This window comes from Kitasatospora sp. SolWspMP-SS2h (genome assembly GCF_003259315.1).
Taxonomy (GTDB): Bacteria; Actinomycetota; Actinomycetes; order Streptomycetales; family Streptomycetaceae; genus Kitasatospora; species Kitasatospora fiedleri.
Map to the genome: position 1 here is coordinate 51819 of NZ_QLLT01000006.1, position 26160 is coordinate 77978.

Consider the following 26160-nt stretch of genomic DNA (forward strand, 5'->3'; position numbering starts at 1 on the left):
GTGCTCAGAGGCTAGCGGGCGCCTTCACGGAGTCCACCCGAGCGTCCGCGCCGACGTCCTCCAGGTCGGCGCCGCGGGTCTCCCGGCCGCACAGCACGGCCACCACCGTGACCACCGCGGCGAGGGCCACGTAGACCGCGATCGGGGTGGCGCTGCCGTAGTCCTTCAGCAGCGCGGTGGCGATCAGCGGGGCGGGCGCGCCGGCCGCCACCGAGGAGAACTGGGCGCCGATCGAGGCCCCCGAGTAGCGGGTGCGGGTGGCGAACAGCTCGGAGAAGAACGCCGCCTGCGGGGCGTACATCATGCTGTGGAAGAACAGGCCGACGGTGACGGCTGCGGTCAGCTGGACGAAGCTCCCGGTGTCGGCCATCCGGAAGAAGACGAACGCCCAGCCGCCGACGCCGAGCGCGCCCACCAGGTAGACCGGCCTGCGGCCGACCCGGTCGGAGAGCGCCCCGAAGGCCGGGATCAGCGCGAACTGGACGGCCGAGCCGATCAGTACGGCGTTCAGCGCGGTCTGCTTGGGCAGGTGGGTCTGGGTGACGGCGTACGCCAGCACGAAGGTGGTCAGCACGTAGTACGAGATGTTCTCCGCCATCCGGGCGCCCATCGCCACCAGCACGTCCCGCCAGTGGTCGCGCACCACCGCCACCAGCGGCGGCTTCTCCCGTCCGCCGCGCTGTCCGGCCGCCGCCAGCGCGGCCTTGAACAGCGGCGACTCGTCCACCGCGAGCCGGATCCACAGGCCGACCATGACCAGCAGCGCGGACAGCAGGAACGGCACCCGCCAGCCCCAGGCGAGGAACGCCGCGTCCGACTGGACGGCCGTCATCAGCGAGAGCACGCCCGCCGCCAGCAGGTTGCCGGCCGGCGCGCCGCCCTGCGGCCAGGACGCCCAGAAGCCGCGCCGCCGCCGGTCGCCGTGCTCGGAGACCAGCAGCACCGCCCCGCCCCACTCGCCGCCCAGCGCGAAGCCCTGGACCAGCCGCAGGACGGTCAGCAGCACCGGCGCCGCGACGCCGACCTGGTCGTAGGTGGGCAGGCAGCCGATCAGCGTGGTCGCGCCGCCCATCAGCAGCAGGCTCAACACCAGCAGCCGCTTGCGGCCGATCCGGTCGCCGAAGTGCCCGAACACCAGCGCGCCCAGCGGCCGGGCGGCGAACCCGATCGCGTAGGTCAGGAAGGAGAGCAGGGTGCCGGTCAGCGGGTCGGCCTTCGGGAAGAACACGTGCCCGAAGACCAGCGCCGCCGCCGATCCGTACAGGAAGTAGTCGTACCACTCGATGGTCGTGCCGATCAGCGAGGCGGCGACCACCCGGGGCAGGGAGGCGGGTCTCACGTCGTCGGGAGAGCTGGACATGGCGAATTCCCTTGCAGCTGAGGGGAGATGGGGGAGAGGAGGAGGGAGGGGGCGGAGCTCAGTGCGCGGTCCAGCCGCCGTCCACCGGCAGGCTCGCGCCGGTGATGTACGAGGCGCCGGGCGAGCAGAGCCAGACCGCCAGCTCCGCCACCTCGTCCGGCTCGATCAGCCGCTTGACGGCGGTGCGGTCGAGCATGATCCGCTCCACCACCTCGTCCTCGTGGATGCCGTGCGCCAGCGCCTGCGCGGCGATCTGCTTCTCCACCAGCGCGGTCCGCACGTACGCCGGGTTCACGCAGTTGCTGGTCACCCCGTACGGGGCGCCCTCCAGGGCCACCGTCTTGCTCAGGCCCTCCAGGGCGTGCTTGGCCGTCACGTAGGCCGACTTGAAGGCGCTCGCCCGCAGGCCGTGCACCGAGGAGATGTTGACCACCCGGCCCCACTCGCGCTCGTACATGTGCGGCAGGGTGCGGCGCAGGATCCGGAACGGGGCCTCCACCATGACCCGCTGGATCAGGGTGAACCGCTCCACCGGGAACTCGTGCACCGGCGCGACGTGCTGGAGGCCCGCGTTGTTGACCACGATGTCCGCGTCCGCCGGCAGCGCCTCCACCGCCTCCGGGTCCGACAGGTCCGCGACGTGCGCGGTCCCGCCGATCCGGGCCGCCAACTCCTCGGCGGGGCCGGCCGCCAGGTCGACGACGTACACGTGCGCGCCCGCCGCGGCGAACGCCTCCGCGCAGGCCCGGCCGATGCCGGAGGCGGCCCCGGTGACCAGGGCGGTGCGGCCGAGCAGCGGCGGCGCGGAGGGCGGGGCAGAAGTGGTGTCCATGGCCGAGAACGGTAGGAATCCGCGGGCCCCGCAACGATGTGGGCGGACACCACAGCACCACCCGGACATGTGGTGCGCACAGCCATGCGCCCGCACCGCGGGCAGCGGCTCCCGAACTCAAACACGCGACGCCCGTGCTTCCTCACAACGGGCGGGGCTGGTTCACCCGTTCGGAGGACGGGTGGCCCGAATCCGCCCATAGCGTCCCAATGCTCGCTACATTCGCGCCGATTCCCGATCAGGGGGCGCCGTCCGGGCAGGAGGGGCCGGAACGGCGCCTGAGAGGTGTGGACTGCTATGCCCCAACGGCCAGTGATCGACAGCCCCGCGTACCGACCGCTCGACGACCCGCTCGACCCGCGCCCGACCGGAGCGGCCGAGACCCCTCCGCGCGCCCCCGAGCGAACCGAACTCCCGGCTCCCGCGGCCGGGCGCGCCCAGAACCCCCAACTCGCCGCACTCATCGAGGAGTCCGGCTTCTCGCACGCCGGCCTCGCCCGCCGGGTCGACCAACTCGGCCTGGAGCACGGCCTCGACCTGCGCTACGACAAGACCTCGGTGACCCGCTGGCTGCGCGGCCAGCAGCCCCGCGGCGCGACCCCGGCCCTGATCGCCGAGGTCTTCACCCGCCGCCTCGGCCGCCGCCTCACCGCCCAGGACGTCGGCCTCGACGCCTGCGCCCCGGTCTACGCCGGGCTGGAGTTCGCCGAGACCCCGCAGGAGGCCGTCGACATCGTCGCCTCCATGTGGCGCAAGGACAACGGCCCCTACGCCGAACTCCGCAAGATCGCCTTCACCCCCGCCGGACTCGTCGTCCCCAGCCGCGACTGGCTGATCGGCCGCACCGACGAGCGCGTCGCCCGGGACGGCACCACCCTCACCCCCGAGGAGCTCCGCACGCCCCCGCAGGGCGCCCGCGTCCCCCAGCAGGCACCGCGCCGCCCGGCGAACGCCTCCGGCGCCGAACCGGGCACCGAGGCCCGGGAGTCCAGGCCCCCGGTCCGGGTCGGCCGCGGCGACATCGCCGCGATCCGCGCCGTCGGCGACCTGTTCCGCGCCCTCGACCACGCCTACGGCGGCGGCCACGCCCGGCAGGCCCTGGTCCGGTACCTGGAGAGCGAGGCCGAACCCATGCTCCGCGGCCGGTACGGCGAACAGATCGGCCGCGCCCTGTTCGGCGCCGTCTCCGACCTGACCCGGCTGGCCGGCTGGACCTCCTTCGACATCGCCGCGCACGGCCTCGCCCAGCGCTACTTCGTCCAGGCCCTGCGGCTCTCCCAGGCCGCCGGCGACCGCGTCCTGGGCGGCTTCGTCCTCACCACCATGAGCCAGCAGGCCGTCCACCTCGGCCACGCCCGCGAGGCCATCCAGCTCGCCCGGGTCGCCCAGCAGGGCGTCGGCACCACCGCCGCCCCCGTCGTCCAGGCACTGATGCACGCCGCCGAGGCCCGCGGCCACGCCCTGGCCGGCGACGTCCGGGCCTGCACCACCGCCCTGGTCCGCTGCGAACGCGCCCTGGGCACCGCCCGCGGCGCCGACGAAGTCCCCTCCTGGGCCCGCTACTTCGACGACGCCCAGCTCGCCGACGAGTTCGCCCACTGCTACCGGGACCTCCAGCAGTGGCGCCCCGCCGCCCAGCACGCCGAGAAGTCCCTCCGGCTGCGGGCCCCCGCCTACGCCCGCAGCCGCATCCTGTGCCGCCTGGTCCTCGCCTCCGCGCGGCTCGGCATGGGCGACGTCGACGAAGCCTGCTCGATGGCCACCGACTCCCTCCGCGCCGCCGGGGAGATGCGCTCCGCCCGCACCGTCGAGTACCTCCGCGACTTCCACCGCCGCCTCACCCCCTACCGCACCACCCCCGCCGCCCGCGCCTTCGAAGAGGCCTCCCGCCAGGCGGGGGTGATCTGAGCAGGCGTCCGGGGGCCCGGGAGGGCGCGCCCTCCCGGGCCCCCGGACGCACCCCTACGCCGCCGCCTCCGCGGCCTCCGTCCCGGTGCGGACGCCCAGGTCGTGCAGGACCGCCTCCGCGGCCCGCCGGCCGGAGACCAGCGCGCCCTGGACGGTCCCGGTGTCCCGGTGGTCGCCGCAGACGTACAGCCCGGCCAGCAGCCGGACCGAGCGGCGGAAGTGGTGCGGCGGCGGCATCGAGACGACCGCGTCGGAGACGTGGCGGACGGTCAGGAACTCCCACCCCGCGGTGGAGGTCCCGTACAGCTCCGCCAGCCGCCGCCGGACGGCCGGCTCGTCGCCCGCCGCCCCGCCGGAGTCGAAGGCGCGGCGGCCGAGCACCGTGGTGGCGATCAGCGCGCGGCCGTCGGCGGCGTACGAGGGGTCGGCGTCGCTGAGCACCAGCGAGTGCGAGATCCCGGACCGCTCGGCGTCCAGCAGCAGGACCGCCTCGCCCAGCGGCGAGCGCTCCGCCGCGTGGTAGTAGGTGGTGACGGGGTGGAAGCCGGGCTGGCGCAGGCCAGGCAGCAGGGTGGCCGCCGTCGCGGCGTCGGTGGCGACGACCACGGCCCGGGCCCCGATCCGGCCGTGCCCGGCGGTCCCGACGCCGTCCGTCCCGACCGAGGTGACCCGGACGCCGAGCCGGAGGCCGCCCTCCGGGAGCCGGGCGGCGAGCTGCGCGGGGACGGCCCCGCTGCCCGCCGCCGGAACGCAGAGCCGGCCCCGGGCGTACGCGCGCAGCACCAGGTCGGCGACCCGGCTGGAGGTGCCCAGCGCCGGGTCGGACAGCAGCGCCCCGAGCAGCGGGCGCAGGAAGCCGTCGACGGTGCGGGCGGGCAGGCCGCGGTCGGCCAGGGCCCGGGCGGCGGTGGTCTCCGGGCGGGCGTGGATCCGGGCGGTGGGCGTCGCGGCGAGCCGGGCCAGGGCGGCGGCGAGCCGGGCCTTGTCGAGCGGGGTGCCGAGCGGCCCGCGGACGGCGGCCTGCCGGGCCGGGGTGAGCTGCGGGTCGCCGGACCGGTAGGTGCGTCCGCCGCTGTGCACCAGGACGCCGGGGGCGAGCGGGCGCAGGTCCAGTCGGTCGAGGTCGAGCCGGCGGGCCAGCTCCGGATGCGCGGTGTTGAGCAGGTGGCCGACGTGGTCGAGCCGGAAGCCGTCGAGTTCGCGGGTGGCCATCCGGCCGCCGACGCGCTCGGTGGCCTCCAGGACCTGGACGTGCAGGCCCCGGGCGGCCAGTGCGCCGGCGGCGGTCAGTCCGGCGAGGCCGGCGCCGACGACGATCGCGTCGGGTTCGCCGGACTGGCCGCGCCGGGCGCGGCCGGTGAAGTCCTGTGCGGGCACGAGTGGGTGCTCCCTCCCTGGCGGAGCCCCCCGGTGGCCGCCGCGCGCGGCGGTGCCCGCGGGTGAGCGCGCGGGTCGGTGCCGGGGCGGGCAGCGGGGGGCGGACGTGGTCCGCACTGGTGATGCCCCGTCATCCGCCGCTCCAGACCGCCGGGTGACACTCAATCGGCTCATCACACCGGCACGGGCACGGAGCGAGTCCGATCGGTCACCCAGCGTGCACCAAACCGGGCGCGCCGGGCGGGAGCGGGCGCGCACCGTCACCGCCCGCACCTCGCGCGCCGCCCGGCTGCACCCGTGCGCCCCCCGCTGACGCCCCGCGCCGTCCCCCGCTGACGCCCCGCGCCGTCCCCCGCTGACGTCCCGCGCCGTCCCCCGCCTTGCCCCCTACCGCAGCCCGAGCGCCGCCGCGACGACCGCCCCCGCGTCGGGGTCGCGGAACTCGAACCCCGCCTCCAGCAGCGCCTTCGGCACCACCCGGTGACTGCCCACCACCTCGACGGCCATCTCCCCGAGCACGGCGCGCAGCGCCCACTCCGGCACCGCGAACACCGCCGGACGCCCCAGCTGCCGGGACAGCTCCGCGGTCAGCTCACCGTTGGTGACGGGGTCGGGCCCGACCAGGTTGACCGGCCCGGACAGCTCCTGGCGGTCGATCAGGAAGCGCAGCGCGGCCACCTCGTCGGCCAGCGAGATCAGCGACCAGTACTGCTCCCCGCTGCCCAGCCGTCCGCCCAGCGCCAGCCGGAACAGCGGCAGCAGCCGCGCCCCGGCACCGCCCCCGGGGTCGAGCACCAGCCCGGTGCGCGGGTGCACCACCCGGATCCCGGCGTCCGCGGCGGGCTGCGCGGCGCGCTCCCACTCCTGGCAGACCTCGGCCAGGAAGTCGCTGCCGGACGGCGAGCCCTCGTCGATCACCTGGTCGCCGGTCTGCCCGTAGTAGCCGATCGCGGAGGCGCTGACCAGCACCCGCGGCGGCTCCTCGAGCCGGGACAGCGCGGCGGCCAGCGTCTCGGTGCCCAGCACCCGGCTGTCCCGGATCTCCCGCCGGTAGGAGTCCGTCCAGCGCCGGTCGCCGACGCCCGCCCCGGCCAGGTGCACCACGGCCTCGACGCCCTCCAGCGCGGGCCGGTCGATCTGCATCAGCTGGGGGTTCCAGCCGACCCCGACCGTCCCGTCCGGCTGCGGGCCGGTGCGCGAGCGCCGCCGCACCAGCCGCAGCACCTCGTGCCCGTCCGTCAGCAGGGAGTCCACCAGCGCGGACCCGATCAACCCCGTGGAGCCTGTCACCGCGATTCGCATACCGGCCATCCTCGCAGCCCGCCCGGGTCCATCCGGTCAGAAACCCCGGACCGGAGCGGCGTCTACCATGTCCGCCATGCCCTCCACCGATGTGATCATCCGTCCGGCGCGGGACGAGGACGAGCGCGCGATCCGCGCCGTCGACCACGCCGTCTGGTCCCCGCTCAGCGAGGTCTCCCCGCGCGGCCCCGCCGACGCCCCGGTCTTCGACCGCGACCACCACCCCGGCCAGTACCTGCTGGCCGAACTGGACGGCCGGGTGGTCGGCTACGTCCGCCAGGTGCGGGAGATCCCGCTCCCGTCGAACGCGCACGTCCGCCAGATCCAAGGCCTGGGCGTCCTGCCCGAGGCCCGCGGCCGCCGGGTCGGCGACGCCCTCCTCACCGCCGCCTGCGAAGCGGCCCGCGCCGACGGGGCCCGCCGGATGACACTGCGGGTGCTCGCCCACAACGCCCCGGCCCGCCGGCTCTACGAGCGCAACGGTTTCCGGGTCCTCGGCGTCCTGCCCGAACACTTCCTGCTGGAGGGCGGCTACGCGGACGACGTCTGGATGGGCCGCGCCCTGGACTGACCGCCGGCCGCCGACCGGCCCGCGGACGGGTCGCTGACGGACCGTCAGCACGCCTGCCGGGGCCGGTCCGGAACCGCCCCCGCCCCCGGGCCGGTCGACCGGAGCGGTACGGCGACCGCCGGGGCCGCCCCGCCGGGCCCCGCACGGCACCCGGACGGCCGCCACCCGAAAGGCCCGCCCCGCCCGGCCCGTACGGCGGTCAGTCCCCGTACAGCTCCCACAGCCGCGTGTAGCGGGCGGCCATCACCGCCCCGTCCGCGAAGTCGAAGGACACCCCCTCGGGGCCCGGCGGCTGGCGCACCCCCAGGTCCGGCAGCGGCAGCCCGGTCAGCCGCTCGTACGCCTCGTCGGCGGCGTAGCCGAGGTCCTCCGCGTCGCCGTCCTCCGCCTCGTCGAAGTCCGGCACCAGCTCGGCCAGCGCGTCCGGCTCGTGCACGGCGCCCTCGAAGACGTCCCGGCCCTGGCCGATCAGCCAGCAGCGGAAGTAGTCGAAGCCGTCCTCGGAGGCCCCGTCGAGCATCAGGTACGCGGCGCCCCACAGCTCCACCGTGTACGCCCGCTGGAAGCGCGCCTCGAACTGCCGGGCGAAGTCCAGCACCTCGTCCGGGGTGAGCCGCAGCAGCCGCTCGACCAGCACCTCGGCCTGTTCGTCCGGGTCGCCCGCGGCCGCTTTCCGGGCCTCGTCGACCAGTTGCCAGAATCCCGTCTCGTCCATCACCGCTCCAGCCTCCACGATCGCCGCCCCGCGCGCACCCGATCGGACCGCCGACCCGGCCGGAACGCGCGGGAGCCCCGCGCCGTCCGGGGACGGCGCGGGGCTCCCGGGAAGGGCTCCTGGGCGGGGCGCCCTACAGACCGAGCTCGACCTCGAACTCGCCGGACTCCAGGATCTCCTTGACCGCGACCAGGTAGCGGGCGGCGTCCGCGCCGTCCACCAGGCGGTGGTCGTAGGAGAGCGACAGGTAGGTCATGTCGCGGATGCCGATGGCGGTGCCGCCGTCGGCCTCGATGACCACCGGGCGCTTCACGGTCGCGCCGATGCCCAGGATCGCGACCTGGTTCGGCGGGACGATGACGGTGTCGAACAGCGCACCGCGCGAACCGGTGTTGGAGATGGTGAAGGTCGCGCCGGACAGCTCGTCCGGGGTGATCTTGCTGTCGCGGACCTTCGAGGCCAGCTCCGCGGTCTTCTTCGAGATGCCGGCGATGTTGAGGTCGCCCGCACCCTTGATGACCGGGGTCATCAGACCCTTCTCGGAGTCCACCGCGATGCCGATGTTCTCGGTGTCGAAGTAGGTGACGGTGCCCTCGGCCTCGTTGATCCGGGCGTTGATGACCGCGTGGGCCTTCAGCGCCTGGGCGGCGGCCTTCACGAAGAACGGCATCGGGGACAGCTTCACGCCCTCGCGGGCCAGGAAGGAGTCCTTCGCCTTCGCGCGCAGCGACATGATCCGGGTGACGTCCACCTCGACCACGCTGGTCAGCTGGGCCTGCTCGTGCAGGGCCTTCAGCATGTTGTCGCCGATGACCTTGCGCATGCGGGTCAGCTTGACGGTCTGGCCGCGCAGCGCGGACGGCGCGGCGGCGGCCTTCGCCGGGGCGGCGGCGGCAGCGGCGGGGGCGGCGGCCGGAGCCGGCGCGGCCTTGGCGGCCTCGGCGGCGGCGATCACGTCCTGCTTGCGGATGCGCCCGCCGACGCCGGTGCCGGCGACCGAGGAGAGCGCGACACCGTGCTCGGCGGCGAGCTTGCGCACCAGCGGGGTGACGTAGGCGTCACCGGCGTCCGCGGCCGGAGCAGCGGCGGGGGCGGCCGGAGCGGCCACCGGGGCCGGAGCCGCCGGGGCCGGAGCGGCCGGGGCAGCGGGGGCGGCCTGAGCCGGAGCGGCGGGGGCAGCCGGAGCAGCCGGGGCGGCGGCAGCGGGAGCCGGAGCAGCCGGGGCGGCCGGGGCCGGAGCCGGGGCGGCCGGAGCCGCGGGGGCAACCGGAGCCGGAGCCGGAGCGGCCGGGGCGGCGGGGGCCGCGCCCGCGGCGCCGATCAGCGCGAGCTGGGCGCCGACCTCGGCGGTCTCGTCCTCGCCGACCAGGATCTTCACCAGGGTGCCCGCCACGGGGGAGGGGATCTCGGTGTCGACCTTGTCGGTGGAGACCTCGAGCAGCGGCTCGTCGACCTCGACGGTGTCGCCCTCGGCCTTCAGCCAGCGGGTGACGGTGCCCTCGGTGACCGACTCGCCCAGCGCGGGCAGCAGGACCGGGGTGGCGTCGCCGGACGGCGCGGCGGCGGCCGGAGCCTCGGCGGCCGGAGCCTCGGCGGCCGCGGGGGCCTCCGCGGCGGGGGCGGCCGGAGCGGCCGGAGCCTCGGCGGCGGGCGCCGGAGCCGGAGCGGCCTCGGCGGCGGGCGCCTCGGCGGCGGCCGGGGCGCCGGAGCCGTCGTCGATGACCGCCAGCTCGGCGCCCACCTCGACGGTCTCGTCCTCGCCGACCTTGATCGAGGCCAGGATGCCGGAGGCCGGCGCCGGGATCTCGGTGTCGACCTTGTCGGTGGAGACCTCGAGCAGCGGCTCGTCGATCTCCACGCGCTCACCCTCGGCCTTGAGCCAACGGGTGACGGTGCCTTCGGTCACGCTCTCGCCCAGCGCGGGCAGTGTTACTGAGACCGCCATGGTTCCAGCGACTCCTATCAAGTCTTGCGTACAGGAATGAAGGGGGACGGGGCGCGATCAGTCGTGCGCGTGCAGCGGCTTGCCGGCCAGCGCGAGGTGGGCCTCGCCGAGGGCCTCGGACTGGCTCGGGTGCGCGTGGATGAGCTGCGCGACCTCGGCGGGCAGGGCCTCCCAGTTGTAGATCAGCTGGGCCTCGCCGACCTGCTCGCCCATGCGGGCGCCGACCATGTGGACACCCACGACGGCGCCGTCCTTGACCTGGACCAGCTTGATCTCGCCGGCGGTCTTGAGGATCTTGCTCTTGCCGTTGCCGGCGAGGTTGTACTTGAGGGTGACGACCTTCTCCTTGCCGTACTGCTCGACGGCCTTGGCCTCGGTCAGGCCGACGGAGGCGACCTCCGGGTTGGAGTAGGTCACCCGCGGGATGCCGTCGTAGTCGATCGGGACGACCTTGAGGCCGGCGATCCGCTCGGCGACCAGGATGCCCTCGGCGAAGCCGACGTGGGCCAGCTGCAGGGTCGGGACCAGGTCGCCGACGGCGGAGATGGTCGGCACGTTGGTGCGCAGGTACTCGTCGACCAGGACGTAGCCGCGGTCCATCGCGACGCCCTGCTCCTCGTAGCCCAGGCCGGCCGAGACCGGGCCGCGGCCGATCGCGACCAGCAGCACGTCGGCCTCGATGGACTTGCCGTTCTCGGTCGAGACCCGGACGCCGTCGGCGGTGTACTCCACGCCGGAGAAGCGGGACTTGAGCTCGAACTTGATGCCGCGCTTGCGGAAGGCGCGCTCCAGCAGCTTGGAGGAGTTCTCGTCCTCCAGCGGCACCAGGTGGGGCAGGCCCTCGACGATGGTGACGTCGACGCCGAAGGACTTCCAGACCGAGGCGAACTCGCAGCCGATGACGCCGCCGCCGAGGATGATCGCCGACTTCGGGATGTAGTCCAGCTTCAGCGCGTGGTCGGAGGAGATGATCCGGTTGCCGTCGATGTCCAGGCCCGGGATCGAGCGCGGCACGGAGCCGGTGGCGAGGACGATGTGGCGGCCCTCGATCCGCCGGCCGTCGACGTCCACGGAGGTCTGAGAGGAGAGCTTGCCCTCGCCCTGGATGAAGGTGACCTTGCGGGAGGCGACCAGGCCCTGGAGGCCCTTGTACAGGCCGGCGACGACGTCGTCCTTGTACTTGTGGACGCCGTTGATGTCGATGCCCTGGAAGGTGGCGAGGACGCCGAACTCGGCGGCTTCCTTGGTCTCGTCGGCGACCTCGGCGGCGTGCAGCAGCGCCTTGGTCGGGATGCAGCCGCGGTGGAGGCAGGTGCCGCCCAGCTCGCCCTTCTCGATCAGCGCGACGCTCAGGCCGAGCTGAGCGCCACGGAGCGCCGCGGCGTAACCGCCGCTTCCGCCTCCGAGAATGACTACGTCGAAAACGGTGCTGGCGTCGTTCGCCACGTCACGTCCTCCATGCAAAAGGTGCGGATCGCCGGGCCGGTCGCGGTCCGGTGGGTGAGTGCCCTTGTAAGAGCGCCCAGTCGTGCCGGAAATACATCTTTGCACTTGTTGGCGGCAGGTGGCGTCGGCGGGTGCCCCGGGGCGCACCCGGGGAGGTCCGCGTGGCGGCGGTACGACCCGTTCTCGGAGGTATCGTCGCAGCTCACAGCCGGGAAATCGGCAAGCGGAGGTACTCCGTCCGGGGGTCTTCGCGGTTCCGGTTCCGCCCTGCGGAATCAATTTTCGCCGGAGGCGAACACGCCATCGAATTGGCCCGCCCCACTACCGGCTGGTAATGCGCGTGGGGCCCGGCACCCACCGGTGCCGGGCCCCACGCGTCGGATCACTCGCCCGCGGCGGTGTCCTCCGCGAAGCGGACCAGGGTGCGCACCGCGCTCGCGGTGCCGCCCTTCGGGGTGTAGCCGTGCGGGCCGCCCTCGTTGAACGCCGGGCCGGCGATGTCCAGGTGCGCCCAGTCGACGCCCTCGGCGACGAACTCCTGGAGGAACAGGCCGGCCACCAGGCCGCCGCCCATCCGCTCGCCCATGTTCGCCAGGTCCGCGATGGTCGACTCGACCATGCCCTTGCGCAGGTCGGCCGGCAGCGGCATCGGCCAGGACGCCTCGCCCACCGCGCCCGCGGTCTCGTGCAGGCGGGTGCGCAGCGCCTCGTCGTTGGCCATCACGCCGAAGGTGCGGGTGCCCAGGGCCAGCACCATCGCGCCGGTCAGGGTCGCCACGTCGACGATCACGTCCGGCTGCTCCTCGCCGGCCCGGACGATCGCGTCGGCCAGCACCAGCCGGCCCTCGGCGTCGGTGTTCAGCACCTCGACGGTCTTGCCGCCGTACATCCGCAGCACGTCGCCCGGGCGGGTGGCCGAGCCGGACGGCATGTTCTCCGCCAGCGCCAGCCACGCCGTCACGTTGACCCGCAGGCCCAGGCGCTTGGCGGCGACCACGGCGGCGAACACCGCGGCGGCGCCCGCCATGTCGCACTTCATGGTCTCGTTGTGGCCGGCCGGCTTCAGCGAGATGCCGCCCGAGTCGTAGGTGATGCCCTTGCCGATGAACGCCAGCGAGGCCGTCGCCTTCGGGTGGGTGTAGGCCACCTTCACCAGCCGGGGCGGGTTCGCCGAACCGGCGCCCACGCCCAGGATGCCGCCGAAGCCGCCCTTGGCCAGCGCCTTCTCGTCCAGTACCTCGACCTTGAGGCCGTGCTCCTTGCCCACCGTCTGCGCCAGGGTGGCGAAGGACTTCGGGTTCAGGTCGTTCGGGGCGGTGTTCACCAGGTCGCGGGCGCGGTTCATCTCCTCGCCGACCGCCGCGGCGCGCTCCGCGGCGGCCTTGGCGTCCTTCGAGCCCTTGCGGTCCGCCAGCAGCACCAGCTCGGCGACCGGGGCCTTGGCCACCTCGCCCTTGTAGCTGCCGAAGGAGTACGCGCCGAGCAGGCCGCCCAGCGCGACCGCCTCGAACTCGTCGGCCGCCGCCGCCGGCAGGGCCAGCGCGACCTTCTTCGAACCGGCCAGCGTGCGGGCGGCCACACCGGCCGCCCTGCGCAGCTCCTCGGCGCCGTACGCGCCGTCGGCGGCCGGGCCCAGGCCCACGGCCAGCACCAGCGGCGCCTTGGCCCCGGCCGGAGCGGGCAGCTTGACCGCCTCACCCTCGGCACCGGTGGCGCCCAGGGTGGTGAGGACCTCGGCCAGCTTGCCCTCGAACGCCTCGACGACCGCCTCGGCGCCCGGGGCGACGACCAGGCCCTTGGGCCCCTTCGCCACACCGACCACCAGGGCGTCCGCCCGCAGGCTCACGGCGGAAGAGGTGCTCACAGACAGTGCAGTCACGACAAATGCGTCCTGTTCTTTCGCGGTCCACAGCCGGTGGCGGCTCCGTTGCCGACCGGCAAAACCCGGGCAGACTCCGCGGCGAAACGGGGCGCAGGGCCAGGGTGCTCACCGCATGGTAGTCCGCATATTGGGATCCCGCCGCCCCGCCTGCCCCGTGCACGAACCGCCGCGATCCGTGACAGTGCGTGAGTTCGCGTACGGAGGCCGGACCGAGGCCCGCTCACAGCAGCGCGACCGCCACCAGCACCGCCGTCGCCGCGGTCTCCACCAGCGCGCCCAGCACGTCCCCGGTCACCCCGCCGAACCGGCGCACGCACCGCCGCAGCAGGACCCCCGCCGCCAGCACGCCCAGCAGCACCGCGACCCCCAGCTGCCAGCGCAGCACCGCCGCCGCCCCGGCCACCAGCAGCGTCACCGCCACCGCCGCCGCCGGCCGCACGGTGGCCGCCACCATCGCCCCCAGCCCGCCCGGCCGGGCCGCCGGGACCGGACGCAGGCACCCCCAGGCCAGCGCCGCCCGCCCCGCCGTCGCGGCCACCGCCGCGGCCAGCGCCCCGCGCCCGGGCGAGACCCCGAACTGCCCGGCCAGCGCCGCGACCTGGGCCAGCATCAGCAGCAGCAGCGTCAGCACGCCGAACGGCCCGATGTCCGACTGCTTCATGATCCGCAACGCGTCCTCGGCGGGCTTCCCGCTGCCCAGCCCGTCCGCGACGTCCGCCACCCCGTCCAGGTGCAGCCCCCGGGTCAGCAGCGCGCCCACCGCGACCGCCGCCACCCCGCCCAGCAGCGCCCCGCCCCGCCAGGCCAGCAGCGCGCCGACGCCCCCGGCCAGCGCGCCCACCACCAGCCCGACCAGCGGCGCCAGCACCATCGCCGCCCCACCCGCCGACCGGTCCCACCGGTCCACCCGCACCCGGAACACCGTCAACGTCCCGAACGCGAACCGCAACCCGGCCCCGACCCCGGCCGCCCGCCCGGCCTCCGCCCCAGTCCGTTCGCCGCCCGCCGCCCGCCCCGTCAGGGGCGCGGGGAACTGCGCGGGTCCGGAAGACCGCGACGCGCAGCCCTCCGCCGACGGCTCCGCCGCCCGCCCGGCCTCCGCCTGCCCGGTCTCCGGCCGACCCGCCGACTGCCCCGCCTCCGGCCGACCCGCCGCAGGCCGACCCGCCCCCGGCCGCCCGTGTTCGCCGTTCATCCCGTGCCCTGACGGAGTCTCAGTAGCGGTCCAGCAGGTCCGCGGCCGTCGGCAGCTTGGCCGGGGCCCGCGGCGGGAGCGGCTTCGCGCTCGGGACGGCGGCCGGTTCGGCGAGGGTGTCGCCCGCGGCCTGGAGCAGCGGGAGGGCCAGCACCGCCGAGACGCCCTCGCCCATGGTGACGCCCGCCTCGTGCAGCGGCGTCAGCGTCAGCCGGTCGTACGCCTTGGCCTGGGCGGGCTCGCCGGTGAGCGCGGAGGCGCGCCACCACTCGGGGGCCCGGAAGGCGATCCGCTGGGCGACCAGCGCGCAGGCCGCCGAGACCACCCCGTCCAGCACGACGGGGAGCTTGCGGACGGCGGCCTGGAGCAGGAAGCCGGTGATCGCGGCGAAGTCGGCGCCGCCGGTCGCGGCGAGCAGCGCGAGCTGGTCGCCGAGCACCGGGCGGGCCCGGCGCAGCGCGTCGCGGACGGTGGCGCACTTGACCATCCAGGTCCGGTCGTCGACGCCCGAGCCGCGGCCGGTGACGGCGGCGGCGTCGGTGCCGCACAGCGCGCCGATCAGCACCGCGGCCACCGTGGTGGAGCCGACGCCCAGGTCGCCGAGCAGTACCAGGTCGGTGCCGGCGTCGGCCTCCTCGTCGGCGACGGCCATGCCGGCCCGGAAGGCCCGGGCGGCCTCCTCCGCGCTCAGCGCGTCCTCGACGTCGACCCGGCCGGAGCCGCGGCGGACCCGGTGGCGGACGACCTCCTCGGGGAACTCGGCGGGGTCGGCGTCCACGGCGATGTCGACCACCCGGACGTCCGCCCCGTAGCGGCGGGCCAGCACGGCGACCGGCGCGGTGCCATCCAGCACGGCGCGGACCCGGTCGGCGGTGCCGCCGCGGGCGTCCAGGGTGGAGACGCCGAGCGAGGCGACGCCGTGGTCGGCGGCGAACAGCAGCACCCGGGCGCCGGTCAGCGGGCGGACCGGGGCCTCGCCCTGGGCGGACGCCAGCCAGGCCCCCAGCTCCTGGAGCCGGCCCAGGCCGCCGCGCGGCATGGCCAGGTGCTGCCAGCGCTCCTCGGCGCCGCGCCGCGCACCCTCGTCGGGCCGCTCGACGAGCGAGGAGAAAGTGTCGAGATCCACGGTGGTGTCCATCGCCCGGCAATCTACACGGACACCGCTTTGATGGTCAGCACCTGTCCGGCGACCACCAGCAGCACCTGTTCGGAGGCGTCGGCCACCGCCATGTTGAGCCGGCCGAGGGTGTCCCGGAAGCGCCGTCCGGACGCGGTGGCGGGCACCACGCCCATCCCCACCTCGTTGGAGACCGCGACCACCTCCCGCCCGCTCCCGGCCCAGGCCGCCGCCAGTGCCGCGCAGCGCTCCTCCACGGCCCGCTGCCCCCCGGCCAGCCACACCTCGTCCTCCCAGGCCCGGTGCTCGTCCATGACGGCGGTCAGCCAGAGCGCCAGGCAGTCGATCAGCACCGGCGCCGGGTCGTCCCGGTTCGCGAGCACCGCCTCCAGCGCGCAGGTCTCGGCGGTCCGCCAGGAGGCCGGCCGCCGGGCCCGGTGCAGGTCGACCCGCCGGGCCCAGTCGGCGTCGCCGTCCCGGTGCCCGGAGGTGGCCACGTACAGCACGTCGGGGCGGTCGGCGAGCAGTCGCTCGGCATGGGTGGACTTGCCGGAGCGGGCGCCGCCGAGGAGCAGGGTGCGGGGGAGTGCCATGCGATCATCCTGCCGGACGGAGCTTCGCCCCCTCGCGGGGTGGGCACGCTACCGTCACAACCCCAGTGGCACGACTCGCGGAGGAGCCCGGCATGGTGTGGACCTGGCGGTACGAGAAGAACGACGGCACCGTGGTGGAGCCGGCGAACGGGGCCGAGGAGTTCTCCAGCCAGGGCGACGCCGAGTCCTGGGTCGGCGAGGAGTGGAAGACGCTGCTGGAGGACGGGGTGGACCGGGTGGTCCTGGTCGAGGACGGGCGGGACGTCTACCCGATGAGCCTGCACGAGGGCTGACGCGCCGTCAGCCGTCCCGCCGGCGCCCCCCGCCGGCGCCCCCCGCCGGCGCCCCCCGCCGTCGCTCCCCGTCAGCGGCCCCCGGCCGCCGCCCGGGTGACCTCTCCGGTCACTTCTCGGCGACGACGTGCAGCAGCGCGGCGACGCGCCGGTACGGGTCCTGCTTGCCGGCCCGCTCCTCGGCGTCCAGCAGCTGGCCCAGCTGCCGGCCGTCGACCGGGGCGGCCTCGTCCGGCACGGTGTCGGTGAACACCCGCACCCCGTACCAGTGCCGGACCGGGACGGCGAAGCCGGACAGCGTGCCGGAGAGTTCGGCCAGCCGGTCGGCCCGGGCGGGCAGGCCCAGGCGGTTGGTGTACCGGGTGGAGTCGAAGGACTCCTGGCAGGCCCGCCAGTCGCCGGTCAGCCCGGGCCGCATGGCCAGCGCGTCGCCGTTGCGGACCAGCAGCGAGAGCAGGCCGCCGGGGGCCAGGATGCGGGCCACCGAGGCCAGCATCGGGTCCGGGTCCGGCAGGTACATCAGGGTGCCGTGGCAGAGCACCAGGTCGAAGCTGCGCGGCCCGAACCAGCGCCCGACCTGGTGGCCGTCGCCGGTGAGCAGCTGGACGCGCTCGCGGACCTCCGGCGGCTCGGCCGCCAGCGCCTGGTGCGCCAGGCCCAGGGTGGCCGGGTCGGGGTCTATGCCGGTGACGAAGTGCCCGGCCCGGGCCAGCCGCAGCGCCTGGGTGCCCTCGGCGCAGCCCACGTCCAGCACCCGCAGCGCGACGCCCCGGGTGAGCTGCTCGGCGAGCTGGCGGGTGACCAGCTCCTGGCGGACCAGGTTGTGCAGCCCGCCGTGCCGCTCCAGCCACTCGCCGGCCCCGCTGTGGTACGGCCCCCCGCGGGCCGGCAGCCGCCCGTGCCGCCCCTGCGGCGCCCCGTACCCGTGCTGCGCCGGGATGCCAGGTGCACCGAAGGCCCCGACCGGCGGCTGCGCGGGCGGGGCCCAGTACGGCGGGACGGCTTCCGCGGTCAGGGCCGCTCGCCCCGCTTGACCATCGGCTTGGGCAGCCGCAGCCGGCGCATCTGCAGGGTGCGCATCAGGCCGTACATCACGGCGCCGCGGGTGTCCCCGTCCGGGAAGCGCTGGGCCAGGCCCTTGCGCAGCTGGAGGCCGATCCGGACGAAGTCCAGGATGACCACCACGAAGAAGACCAGGAACAGCAGCGTGGAGAGCAGCTGCAGGTAGTTGACCCGGGTGATGCTGAGCACCAGCACCACCACCGCGTACGGCAGGAAGAACTCGGCCGCGGCCCAGCGGGAGTCGATGAAGTCGCGGACGTAGCGCCGCACCGGCCCCTTGTCGCGCGGCGGCAGCGCGCGCTCGTCGCCCTCCAGCAGCGCGGTGCGCTGCTTCTCGCGCTCCGCGCGCATCCGCCCGCGGGCCTGCTTGGCGGCCTCCTTGCGGTCCTTGGGAACGGTGACCCGGGTCTTCCGGTTGGCCTCGGCCTCACTGCGCTTGGGCGTGGGCCGGCCCTTGGGGGCCTGCGGGTCGCGGAACGTCCTCTCGTCCTCCTTCGTCAGGGTGACGGTGGAGGAGGAGGCGGCGGATTCATCAGAGCGGCGTCGAAACACACTCCCAGCGTACGGGTTGACCGGCCGCTTTCCGGCGCGCCCCCGGACGCGAACCGATATCGATCCTGAGGACGATGCCGAACGGGCCGCCGCTGTAGCAGCATTGTTGCAGGCTGGTGCACTGCGCCGGGGACCGTGCCGCGCATACACTCGACCTGTCACGAGATGCAAACCCAGGCCCGAAGAAGGGGGCTATCGAGGCCCATGAGCGACGGAATCATGAAGCGTATGGGGCTGATCTTCCGCTCCAAGGCGAACAAGGCCTTGGACCGGGCGGAGGACCCGCGCGAAACGCTCGACTACTCCTACCAGAAGCAGCTGGAACTGCTGCAGAAGGTGCGCAGGGGCGTCGCCGACGTGGCCACCTCCCGCAAGCGCCTGGAGCTCCAGCTGACCCAGCTCCAGCAGCAGTCCTCCAAGTACGAGGACCAGGGCCGCAAGGCGCTGTCCCTCGGCCGCGAGGACCTGGCCCGCGAGGCGCTCAGCCGCAAGGCCAACCTGCAGTCCCAGATCACCGACCTGGAGACGCAGTACCAGGCCCTGCAGGGGGAGGAGGAGAAGCTCACCTTGGCCTCCCAGCGCCTCCAGGCCAAGGTGGACGCCTTCCGCACCAAGAAGGAGACCATCAAGGCCACCTACACCGCCGCCCAGGCGCAGACCCGGATCGCCGAGTCCTTCTCCGGCATCTCCGAGGAGATGGGCGACGTCGGCCTGGCGATCCAGCGCGCGGAGGACAAGACCGCGCAGATGCAGGCCCGGGCGGGCGCGATCGACGAGCTGCTGGCCTCCGGCGCGCTCGACGACGCCAGCGGCCTCGGCCGCAAGGACGACATCGAGGCCGAGCTGGAGCGGGTGGCCGGCGGCAGCGACGTCGAGCTGGAGCTGGCCCGGATGAAGGCCGAGCTGACCGGCGGCACCCCCGCCGCCCAGCCGCAGGCGATCGAGCAGGGGAAGAACGACACCCCGCCGCCCACCATCAACTACAACAAGTGAGCCGGTAGCAGGGGAGACGCACCAGCATGATCATGCGGGTCTTGGGTGAGGGGCAGTTCGAGGTCGCCGAGGGCGACCTGAACCGGCTGAACCGGCTGGACGACGAGCTGCTCCAGGCCGTCGAGGCGGGCGACGAGGCGGCCTTCAGGGCGGCGCTGGGCAGCCTGCTCGCGGCCGTCCGGGAGGTCGGCACGCCGCTCGCGCCGGAGTCGCTGGAGCCGTCGGACCTGATCCTGCCGGACGCCGAGGCGTCCCTGGAGCAGGTCCGCGAGCTGCTGCGGGACGAGGGCGACGGCCTGATCCCCGGCCTCCCGGAGTAGTTCGGGCGCCACACGTGACGAGAGGGCGGGCACCCCGGAAGGGGTGCCCGCCCTCTCCCGTCCGACTCCCGTCCGAGCCCGAGCCCGGGGACGAGCCCGGGGACGAGCCCGAGCCCGGGGACGAGGGCGAATCGTTACGGCAGGGCCAGCATCCGGTCCAGCGCGGCCTTGGCGTGCTTCTCGGTCTCGGCGTCCACCGTGATCACGTTCGGCACCCGGCCCTCGACCAGCGACTCCAGCGCCCAGACCAGGTGCGGCAGGTCGATCCGGTTCATGGTCGAGCAGAAGCACACGGTGCGGTCGAGGAAGACGACCTCCTTGTCCGGGTGCGCCTTGGCCAGCCGGCGGACCAGGTTCAGCTCGGTGCCGATCGCCCACTTCGAGCCGGGCTCGGCGGCGTCCAGCGCCTTGATGATGTACTCGGTCGAGCCCACCATGTCGGCGGCGGTGACCACCTCGTGCCGGCACTCCGGGTGCACCAGCACGGTCACGCCGGGGATCCGCGCCCGGACCTCGTCCACCGACTCCACGCTGAACCGGCCGTGCACCGAGCAGTGGCCGCGCCACAGGATCATCTTCGCGTCCCGCAGCTGCTCGGCGGTCAGGCCGCCGTTGGGCTTGTGCGGGTTGTAGAGCACGCAGTCGTCCAGCGAGAGACCCATCTGCAGCACCGCGGTGTTGCGGCCCAGGTGCTGGTCCGGCAGGAAGAGCACCTTCTCCCCCTGCTCGAAGGCCCACTCCAGGGCCCGCTCCGCGTTGGAGGAGGTGCAGATGGTGCCGCCGTGCTTGCCGGTGAACGCCTTGATGTCGGCCGAGGAGTTCATGTACGAGACCGGCACGGTGACGTCCGCGACGCCCGCCTCGGTCAGCACGTCCCAGCACTCTGCGACCTGCTCGGCGGTGGCCATGTCGGCCATCGAGCAGCCGGCCGCGAGGTCCGGCAGGACGACCCGCTGGCGGTCGGAGGTGAGGATGTCCGCGGACTCGGCCATGAAGTGCACGCCGCAGAACACGATGTACTCGGCCTCCGGGCGGGCCGCCGCGTCCCGGGCCAGCTTGAAGGAGTCGCCGGTGACGTCGGCGAACTCGATGACCTCGTCGCGCTGGTAGTGGTGGCCCAGGATGAAGACCCGGTCGCCGAGCTTCTCCTTCGCGGCGCGGGCGCGCGCCACCAGGTCGGGGTCGGAGGCGGCGGGCAGGTCGCCGGGGCACTCCACGCCGCGCTCGCTGTTCGGGTCGGCCTCCCGGCCGAGCAGCAGCAGGGCGAGCGGCGAAGGGGTGGGGTCCACGCCGTAGGTTTCGGTGGTGGTGGTCACGGGCGGCTGCCCTCCAGGTGCGGCCGGATTGACACCAGCCTTCTCGTCTATCTGACGCTATCTATGATAACCGGTTCTCGTCAGCCTGACGATGGCCGTTCTGTCGATGTGACGAGAACCGCTCACCAGGATGGATGCTTCCGGCGCGAGGACCCGCCGCACCGGCGGTTGGCTGGGAGGCATGAAGGCAATCGTGATCAACCGCTACGGCGGCCCCGACGTGGTCGAGTACACCGAGCTCCCCGACCCGAAGGTCGGCCCCGACACCGTACTCGTCCGCACCCGAGCGGTCGGCGTCAACCCCGTCGACTGGAAGATCCGCGAGGGGCACCTCGACGGCGTCCTCGACTCCCACTTCCCACTGGTCATGGGCTTCGACCTGGCCGGCACCGTCCAGGCCGTCGGCGGCGCCGTCACCGAGTACGCCCCCGGCGACGAGGTGATCGGCTACGTCCGCAAGGACGTCGTCGAGAGCGGCACCTACGCCGAACTCGTCGCCGCCCCCGTCCGCACCCTGGCCCGCAAACCCGCCGCCCTCGACTGGGCCGAGGCCGGCGGCCTGCCGCTGGCCGGGCTCACCGCCCAGCAGGCCCTGGTCGGGGCGCTCGGGCTGCGCCGCGGCGAGACCGTGCTGATCCACGCCGCGGCCGGCGGCGTCGGCTCGATCGCCTGCCAGGTCGCCACCGCCCTCGGCGCCCGGGTCATCGGCACCGCCGGGGAGCACAACCACACCTTCCTGCGCGGCCTGGGCGTCGAACCCGTCGAGTACGGCCCCGGCCTCGCCGACCGGGTCCGCGCGCTGGCCCCCGAGGGCGTCGACGCCGCACTCGACCTGATCGGCGGCGACGCCGTCGAGACCTCCCTCGGGCTGGTCGAGGACCCCGCCCGGATCGCCTCCACGGTCGACTACACCGTCACCGCCCGCGGCGGCCGCTACGTCTTCACCCGCCCCGACCACGACGACCTCACCGCCGTCGCCCGGCTCGCCGAGGAGGGCCTGCTCACCGTCCCGGTGGCCTCCACCTTCCCGCTCGCCCAGGCCGCCTCCGCCCAGGCCCTCAACGCCGAGGGCCGCACCCGCGGCAAGATCGTCCTGCTGGTGGACTGACCCGGTCCGGCCGTCCGCGACAATGGGCTCCGCAGAGCCGTCCCCCCACGGCTCACCACCCTCACCCGCACCACCGTGGAGCCCCGCCATGAGCACCCACCGGCCGCCCGACCTCGGGCCCGTCCGGCCGGACGGGCCGGCCCTCGACGACACCGACCGCCTGCTGCTCGAACACCTCAGCCGCGACGGCCGCGCCTCCTACGCCGAGATCGGACTGCTCACCAACCTCTCCGCCACCGCCGTCCGCCGCCGGATCGACCGGCTGCGGGCGCGCGGCGCGGTCCGCGGCTTCACCGTCGTCCTCGACCCCGCCCTGCTCGGCTGGCGCACCGAGGCCTTCGTCGAGGTCTACTGCCGCCCCCGCACCTCGCCCGAGGAACTGCTCGCCTCGCTGCGCCAGTTCCCCGAGGTCGCCGCCGCCTGGACGGTCACCGGCGACCCCGACGCCCTGGTCCACCTGCGCGCCGCCGACACCCGCCACCTGGAAGCCGTCATCGAGCGCATCCGCAAGGAGCCCGGCGTCCAGCGCAGCCGCTCCTCCGTCGTCCTCTCCCAGCTCATCTGACGCAGCTTTCCTGCGCGCCCCCGCCCGAACACGCAGGAAACCGGCCCCGGACGGCCGCGTTCCGACGCGCGCCCGCCCACCCCCGCTGCCTACGCTGATCACGCCCCCAGCACCGCCCGCAGCGAAGAGGACACCCGTGTACGCAGCCCCCGACCGCATGCACAAGCCGGACAACGAGCTGGTCGACCTCGTCTTCGACTACATGCGCGAACGCCTGCAGTACGACCCCGTCCCGCTCGACCACCCCGGCGACGGCACCCACCTGCGCCAGGCCCTCGCCGGACTGCTGAACGACCACGGCAACGCCCCCGCCGACGTGCTCAAGCTCTACGACCACGAGCTCTCCCGCGCCGTCATCTCCGCCGACAGCCCGCGCTACCTCTCCTTCATCCCCTGCGCCCCCACCAAGGCCGCGCTGCTCTTCGACATGGTGGTCTCCTGCGCCTCCCTCCAGGGCATCTCCTGGCTGGAGGCGGCCGGCGCGATCGCCGCCGAGAACCAGGTGCTGCGCCTGATAGCGGACCGGGCCGGCCTCCCCGCGAGCGCCGGCGGCACCTTCGTCTCCGGCGGCTCGGCCGGCAACCTCTCCGCGCTGGTCGTCGCCCGCGACACCGCCCGCCGCCGGCTGGCCCGGAAGAACGAGCACGGTGGCCCCGAGGCCCGGCTCCGGATCGCCGTCGCCGACCAGGTGCACTCCTCGGTCAAGAACACCTTCAACATCATCGGCGTCGAGGCCTTCCCCGTCCCCGCCGTCGACCGCCGCCTCACCGGCCCCGCCCTGCGCGCCGCCCTCGACGCCGACCCGCACCCCGAGACCGTCATCGCCGTGGTCGGCACCGCCGGCACCACCAACGAGGGCATCGTCGACGACCTCGCCGGCATCGCCGAGGTCGCCCGCGAGCGCGGCCTCTGGTTCCACGTCGACGGCGCCTACGGCGGCGCCGGCCTCTTCGCCCCCTCCGTCCGCGCGCGCTACGACGGCATCGAGCACGCCGACAGCTTCGTCGTCGACCCGCACAAGTGGCTGTTCGCCCCGTTCGACTGCGCCGCCCTGCTCTACCGCGAACCGCGCCTGGCCCGCGCCGTCCACACCCAGGACGCCTCCTACCTCGACGTCCTGCACACCGAGGGCGACGAGTGGAACCCCACCGACTACGCCTACCACCTCACCCGCCGCGCCCGCGGCCTCCCGCTCTGGTTCTCGCTCGCCGTCCACGGCGTCCAGGCCTACACCGACGCCATCGAGGCCGGCCTGCGCCTCGCCCGCGACACCGCGCGGCTCATCCGCGACAGCGAGCACCTCGAACTGCTCCACGACCCCCAGCTCTCCGCCGTCTGCTTCCGCCGCAAGGGCTGGACCCACGACGACTACTACCGCTGGTCCCGGCAGCTCCTCGCCGACCAGGTCGGCTTCGTCACCCCCACCGGCTGGGACGGCGAGACGGTCGCCCGCTTCGCCTTCCTGCACCCGGGCACGACGACGGAGATGGTCGAGGAGATCCTCGCCACGATGGAGTGAGCGGGCCCGCGGGCGCCTACAGGTAGCCGCCGTTGGGGACGTACGGCATCGGCGGGCGCATCCCGCGCAGGCCGAGGTAGCCGCGGGTGGACAGCGACAGGCCCAGGTCCAGGCCCACGTCGACGGCCCACTCCTGCTCGGCGGTCAGGAAGGAGACGCTCGCCTCCGTCCCCGCCGGGACGCGGGCCAGCGCCTCGCGCAGCAGCCGGACCGCGATCCGCTTGGAGGTCGCCGCGACCAGCTGCACGTCGCCGCCGTCCCGGTAGCAGTAGCCCGTCCCGGCCAGGGTGTCCGCGACCAGCAGCTCCTCAAAGTGCGCCAGCATGAACGGGTGGTCCGGGCCGTGCGCCGCGCCGCGCACCCGGCGGTCGACCGAGTCCAGCAGGTGCAGGTGCGTCGGGTTGCCCGCGTGCACCGGGATGTCGCCCGGGTCCAGCAGCCGCTCCCGGTCCACCCGCCCGGTCAGCCGCATCGTCGGGTGCAGGGTGAACCCGGCCCGCCGGTAGCGCCGGGCCGCCGCCGGCGACGGCGAGGCGCACAGCATGCCGCGCAGGCAGCCCCGCCCGTACGCGGTGGCCCGCTCCAGCAGCAGCCGCCCCACCCCCCGCCCCTGCGCGGTGGGGAGCACGACGAACAGCGCCAGCACCCACACCCCCTCCCGGCGCAGCGACAGCGCCGCCCCGACCGCCTCGCCGTCCTGCTCGGCGATCCAGCACCCCTCCGGGTCGGTGACCGCCAGGTGGCGGGTGCGGGCCGGGCCGCGGACCCGGCGGCGCCCGTCCGCCGGTGTGTCCGGATCGTCGGGCGGCCGGTCGTCCAGGTCGCGGAAGGCCGCCCGGGCGATCCGGTCCACGGCCTCGGCGTCCTGCGCGGTGTCCCTGAGCTGACGAATGATCACCCGTCACATCCTGCTGCGCCCGGTGCGCGGGCGGTAGCGGTTTGCCGAAGCGGGCGGTGACCCGCCGGGCCCGGTGTGCGAGCATGGGGGGCGTGGGGGAGTGGGCGACGAAAAATGTCCCCCGAACGCACCACCTTCCGGAAATGAATCCGGGAGGCCGCTGGTTGGCACTGGCGGATCACAGTCGTCACAGACCGGGAGTAAGCATGACCGTCCAGGACGAGACCACCGTCGAGAGTGGCATCCTCCTCACCGACGCCGCCGCGGGCAAGGTCAAGGGCCTGCTGGAGCAGGAAGGCCGCGACGACCTCGCGCTGCGCGTCGCCGTGCAGCCCGGCGGCTGCTCGGGCCTGCGCTACCAGCTGTTCTTCGACGAGCGTTCGCTCGACGGCGACGTCGTCAAGGACTTCAACGGCGTCAAGGTCGTCACCGACCGGATGAGCGCCCCCTACCTGGGCGGCGCCACCGTCGACTTCGTGGACACCATCGAGAAGCAGGGCTTCACGATCGACAACCCGAACGCCACCGGCTCCTGCGCCTGCGGCGACTCGTTCAGCTAGGCCCCGCGCCGAGGCCCGGCACGCACCCGCCGAGGGCGGCTCCCCCAGCACGGGGGAGCCGCCCTCGCGGCGTTCCGGAAGCGGCCGGGCGGTCCCTCAGCGCGGGTCGCCGCCCGCGACGCCGCTCTGCACGGGCACCTGCTCGCCCGTCGCGGTGTCCACCACGCCGCCGCCGGTCATCGGCCCGGGCAGGGTGACGGTCGCCTGCTGCTCCTTGACCAGCTGCGGGCACGCCTTGCCCGGCTCCGCGGTCTGGGTGACCACCACCCGCAGCTTCACCACCGGCGGGGCGGCCTCCTCGACCCGGACCCCGTACCTGTCGCAGATCCCGGCGGTGAAGAACACCGTCAGCTGGGTCGGGCCGTCCTGCCGGTACCCGGTCGCGGGGATCTTCACGGCGGTCGGCGGGCGCTCGCCGACGGCTATCCCCGGCGTGGTCGGCTGGGCCGCCGAGGGCTGCGGGCTGGCGCTCGCCGACGGGCTCGCCGGGGCGGAGGCGGACGCCGAGCCGGGGTCGCTGCTCGCGGACGGGCTCGCACTCGACGAGGCAGTGGCGGTGGCGCTGACGGGGGCCGTGGCGGCGGGCGAACCCGAGCCGCCGCACGCGGTCAGCAGGCCGGCCGCGAGGGCCGCGCCGAACAGCGCGGCGGCGGCCCGGCGCGGGTGCGGGGCCTTGGTGGGGACGGCTGCGGTGCTCTCGTCCATGATCTGCGTTCCTCCCGAGGGTCGTG

24 protein-coding genes and 1 pseudogene are annotated in these 26160 nt (G+C 74.7%); 9 read left to right on the plus strand and 16 right to left on the minus strand.

What is annotated here, in order from left to right:
* Positions 1-4 precede the first annotated feature (4 nt).
* Both K353_RS09090 and K353_RS09095 read right to left on the minus strand, forming a co-directional pair.
* Entirely contained in the window at positions 5-1360 is a 1356-nt protein-coding gene (locus K353_RS09090) for an MFS transporter (protein WP_111553071.1), read from the minus strand.
* A gap of 58 nt (positions 1361-1418) precedes the next feature.
* Positions 1419-2192, minus strand: coding sequence for a 3-hydroxybutyrate dehydrogenase (locus K353_RS09095; protein ID WP_111553072.1), 774 nt, complete (start codon positions 2190-2192; stop codon positions 1419-1421).
* A 297-nt stretch (positions 2193-2489) separates the two neighbouring features.
* On the opposite strand from K353_RS09095, the gene K353_RS09100 reads away from it, so the two are divergent.
* On the plus strand, positions 2490-4100 hold the full coding sequence (locus K353_RS09100; protein ID WP_233533462.1) for a regulator: 1611 nt from the start codon (positions 2490-2492) through the stop codon (positions 4098-4100).
* 54 nt (positions 4101-4154) lie between these two features.
* On the opposite strand, the gene K353_RS09105 is transcribed toward K353_RS09100, so the two are convergent.
* Both K353_RS09105 and K353_RS09110 read right to left on the minus strand, forming a co-directional pair.
* Positions 4155-5477, minus strand: coding sequence for an FAD-dependent oxidoreductase (locus K353_RS09105; RefSeq protein WP_111553073.1), 1323 nt, complete (start codon positions 5475-5477; stop codon positions 4155-4157).
* A gap of 387 nt (positions 5478-5864) precedes the next feature.
* The gene (locus K353_RS09110) at positions 5865-6788 is read right to left on the minus strand and encodes a TIGR01777 family oxidoreductase (RefSeq protein WP_199528047.1); all 924 of its coding nucleotides are present in this window, start codon (positions 6786-6788) and stop codon (positions 5865-5867) included.
* A gap of 58 nt (positions 6789-6846) precedes the next feature.
* Here K353_RS09110 and K353_RS09115 point away from each other — a divergent pair, with 58 nt between their 5' ends.
* A complete protein-coding gene (locus K353_RS09115; RefSeq protein WP_111553075.1) occupies positions 6847-7350 on the plus strand; it encodes a GNAT family N-acetyltransferase in 504 nt (167 codons plus the stop codon).
* A gap of 199 nt (positions 7351-7549) precedes the next feature.
* Here the strand turns inward: K353_RS09115 and K353_RS09120 are convergent, their stop codons facing one another.
* From K353_RS09120 to cobU, 7 genes and pseudogenes are all read right to left on the minus strand, one after another.
* The gene (locus tag K353_RS09120; RefSeq protein WP_111553076.1) at positions 7550-8065 is read right to left on the minus strand and encodes a DUF4240 domain-containing protein; all 516 of its coding nucleotides are present in this window, start codon (positions 8063-8065) and stop codon (positions 7550-7552) included.
* 133 nt (positions 8066-8198) lie between these two features.
* Complete coding sequence (sucB, locus tag K353_RS09125; RefSeq protein WP_111553077.1) at positions 8199-10010, minus strand: 2-oxoglutarate dehydrogenase, E2 component, dihydrolipoamide succinyltransferase; 1812 nt, start codon at positions 10008-10010, stop codon at positions 8199-8201.
* A gap of 57 nt (positions 10011-10067) precedes the next feature.
* Positions 10068-11474 (minus strand): dihydrolipoyl dehydrogenase, encoded by a 1407-nt coding sequence (lpdA, locus tag K353_RS09130; RefSeq protein ID WP_370447576.1) that lies wholly within the window; start codon positions 11472-11474, stop codon positions 10068-10070.
* A gap of 364 nt (positions 11475-11838) precedes the next feature.
* Positions 11839-13335, minus strand: a complete 1497-nt coding sequence (locus tag K353_RS09135) for a leucyl aminopeptidase (protein ID WP_111553079.1) — start codon at positions 13333-13335, stop codon at positions 11839-11841.
* Positions 13336-13558: 223 nt separating this feature from the next.
* Positions 13559-14287 (minus strand): adenosylcobinamide-GDP ribazoletransferase, encoded by a 729-nt coding sequence (locus tag K353_RS09140; RefSeq protein WP_233533463.1) that lies wholly within the window; start codon positions 14285-14287, stop codon positions 13559-13561.
* Between the two features lie 265 nt (positions 14288-14552).
* Positions 14553-15671: a nicotinate-nucleotide--dimethylbenzimidazole phosphoribosyltransferase gene (locus K353_RS09145; RefSeq protein ID WP_111553080.1), complete on the minus strand. Its 1119-nt coding sequence runs from the start codon at positions 15669-15671 to the stop codon at positions 14553-14555.
* 11 nt (positions 15672-15682) lie between these two features.
* Positions 15683-16231 (minus strand): annotated as a pseudogene (cobU, locus tag K353_RS09150) (bifunctional adenosylcobinamide kinase/adenosylcobinamide-phosphate guanylyltransferase); the annotation flags it as partial.
* Positions 16232-16335: 104 nt separating this feature from the next.
* Between cobU and K353_RS09155 the strand changes: the two are divergent.
* Positions 16336-16536 carry a hypothetical protein gene (locus tag K353_RS09155; protein WP_111553082.1) on the plus strand — a complete coding sequence of 67 codons (201 nt, stop codon included), beginning with the start codon at positions 16336-16338 and terminating at the stop codon, positions 16534-16536.
* Positions 16537-16645: 109 nt separating this feature from the next.
* Here the strand turns inward: K353_RS09155 and K353_RS09160 are convergent, their stop codons facing one another.
* Positions 16646-17356 carry a class I SAM-dependent methyltransferase gene (locus tag K353_RS09160; protein ID WP_111553083.1) on the minus strand — a complete coding sequence of 237 codons (711 nt, stop codon included), beginning with the start codon at positions 17354-17356 and terminating at the stop codon, positions 16646-16648.
* 191 nt (positions 17357-17547) lie between these two features.
* Complete coding sequence (locus K353_RS09165; protein ID WP_111553084.1) at positions 17548-18150, minus strand: DUF3043 domain-containing protein; 603 nt, start codon at positions 18148-18150, stop codon at positions 17548-17550.
* A gap of 219 nt (positions 18151-18369) precedes the next feature.
* Here K353_RS09165 and K353_RS09170 point away from each other — a divergent pair, with 219 nt between their 5' ends.
* Both K353_RS09170 and K353_RS09175 read left to right on the plus strand, forming a co-directional pair.
* Positions 18370-19143 (plus strand): PspA/IM30 family protein, encoded by a 774-nt coding sequence (locus tag K353_RS09170; protein WP_233533465.1) that lies wholly within the window; start codon positions 18370-18372, stop codon positions 19141-19143.
* Between the two features lie 26 nt (positions 19144-19169).
* On the plus strand, positions 19170-19463 hold the full coding sequence (locus K353_RS09175) for a hypothetical protein (RefSeq protein WP_111553086.1): 294 nt from the start codon (positions 19170-19172) through the stop codon (positions 19461-19463).
* A gap of 134 nt (positions 19464-19597) precedes the next feature.
* Here K353_RS09175 and nadA read toward each other — a convergent pair whose 3' ends face one another.
* Entirely contained in the window at positions 19598-20779 is a 1182-nt protein-coding gene (gene nadA / locus K353_RS09180; RefSeq protein WP_100835866.1) for a quinolinate synthase NadA, read from the minus strand.
* 181 nt (positions 20780-20960) lie between these two features.
* On the opposite strand from nadA, the gene K353_RS09185 reads away from it, so the two are divergent.
* The 3 genes from K353_RS09185 to K353_RS09195 all read left to right on the plus strand — a co-directional run bounded on the left by K353_RS09185 (position 20961) and on the right by K353_RS09195 (position 23971).
* Positions 20961-21887 carry an NADP-dependent oxidoreductase gene (locus K353_RS09185; RefSeq protein ID WP_111553087.1) on the plus strand — a complete coding sequence of 309 codons (927 nt, stop codon included), beginning with the start codon at positions 20961-20963 and terminating at the stop codon, positions 21885-21887.
* 88 nt (positions 21888-21975) lie between these two features.
* The gene (locus K353_RS09190) at positions 21976-22452 is read left to right on the plus strand and encodes an Lrp/AsnC family transcriptional regulator (protein WP_100835865.1); all 477 of its coding nucleotides are present in this window, start codon (positions 21976-21978) and stop codon (positions 22450-22452) included.
* 136 nt (positions 22453-22588) lie between these two features.
* Positions 22589-23971, plus strand: a complete 1383-nt coding sequence (locus tag K353_RS09195; protein WP_111553088.1) for a pyridoxal-dependent decarboxylase — start codon at positions 22589-22591, stop codon at positions 23969-23971.
* A gap of 16 nt (positions 23972-23987) precedes the next feature.
* Here the strand turns inward: K353_RS09195 and K353_RS09200 are convergent, their stop codons facing one another.
* A complete protein-coding gene (locus K353_RS09200) occupies positions 23988-24869 on the minus strand; it encodes a GNAT family N-acetyltransferase (RefSeq protein WP_111553089.1) in 882 nt (293 codons plus the stop codon).
* A gap of 206 nt (positions 24870-25075) precedes the next feature.
* On the opposite strand from K353_RS09200, the gene erpA reads away from it, so the two are divergent.
* A complete protein-coding gene (erpA, locus tag K353_RS09205) occupies positions 25076-25429 on the plus strand; it encodes an iron-sulfur cluster insertion protein ErpA (RefSeq protein WP_111553090.1) in 354 nt (117 codons plus the stop codon).
* Positions 25430-25525: 96 nt separating this feature from the next.
* On the opposite strand, the gene K353_RS09210 is transcribed toward erpA, so the two are convergent.
* On the minus strand, positions 25526-26134 hold the full coding sequence (locus tag K353_RS09210) for a hypothetical protein (protein WP_111553091.1): 609 nt from the start codon (positions 26132-26134) through the stop codon (positions 25526-25528).
* Between the last annotated feature and the right edge of the window lie 26 nt (positions 26135-26160).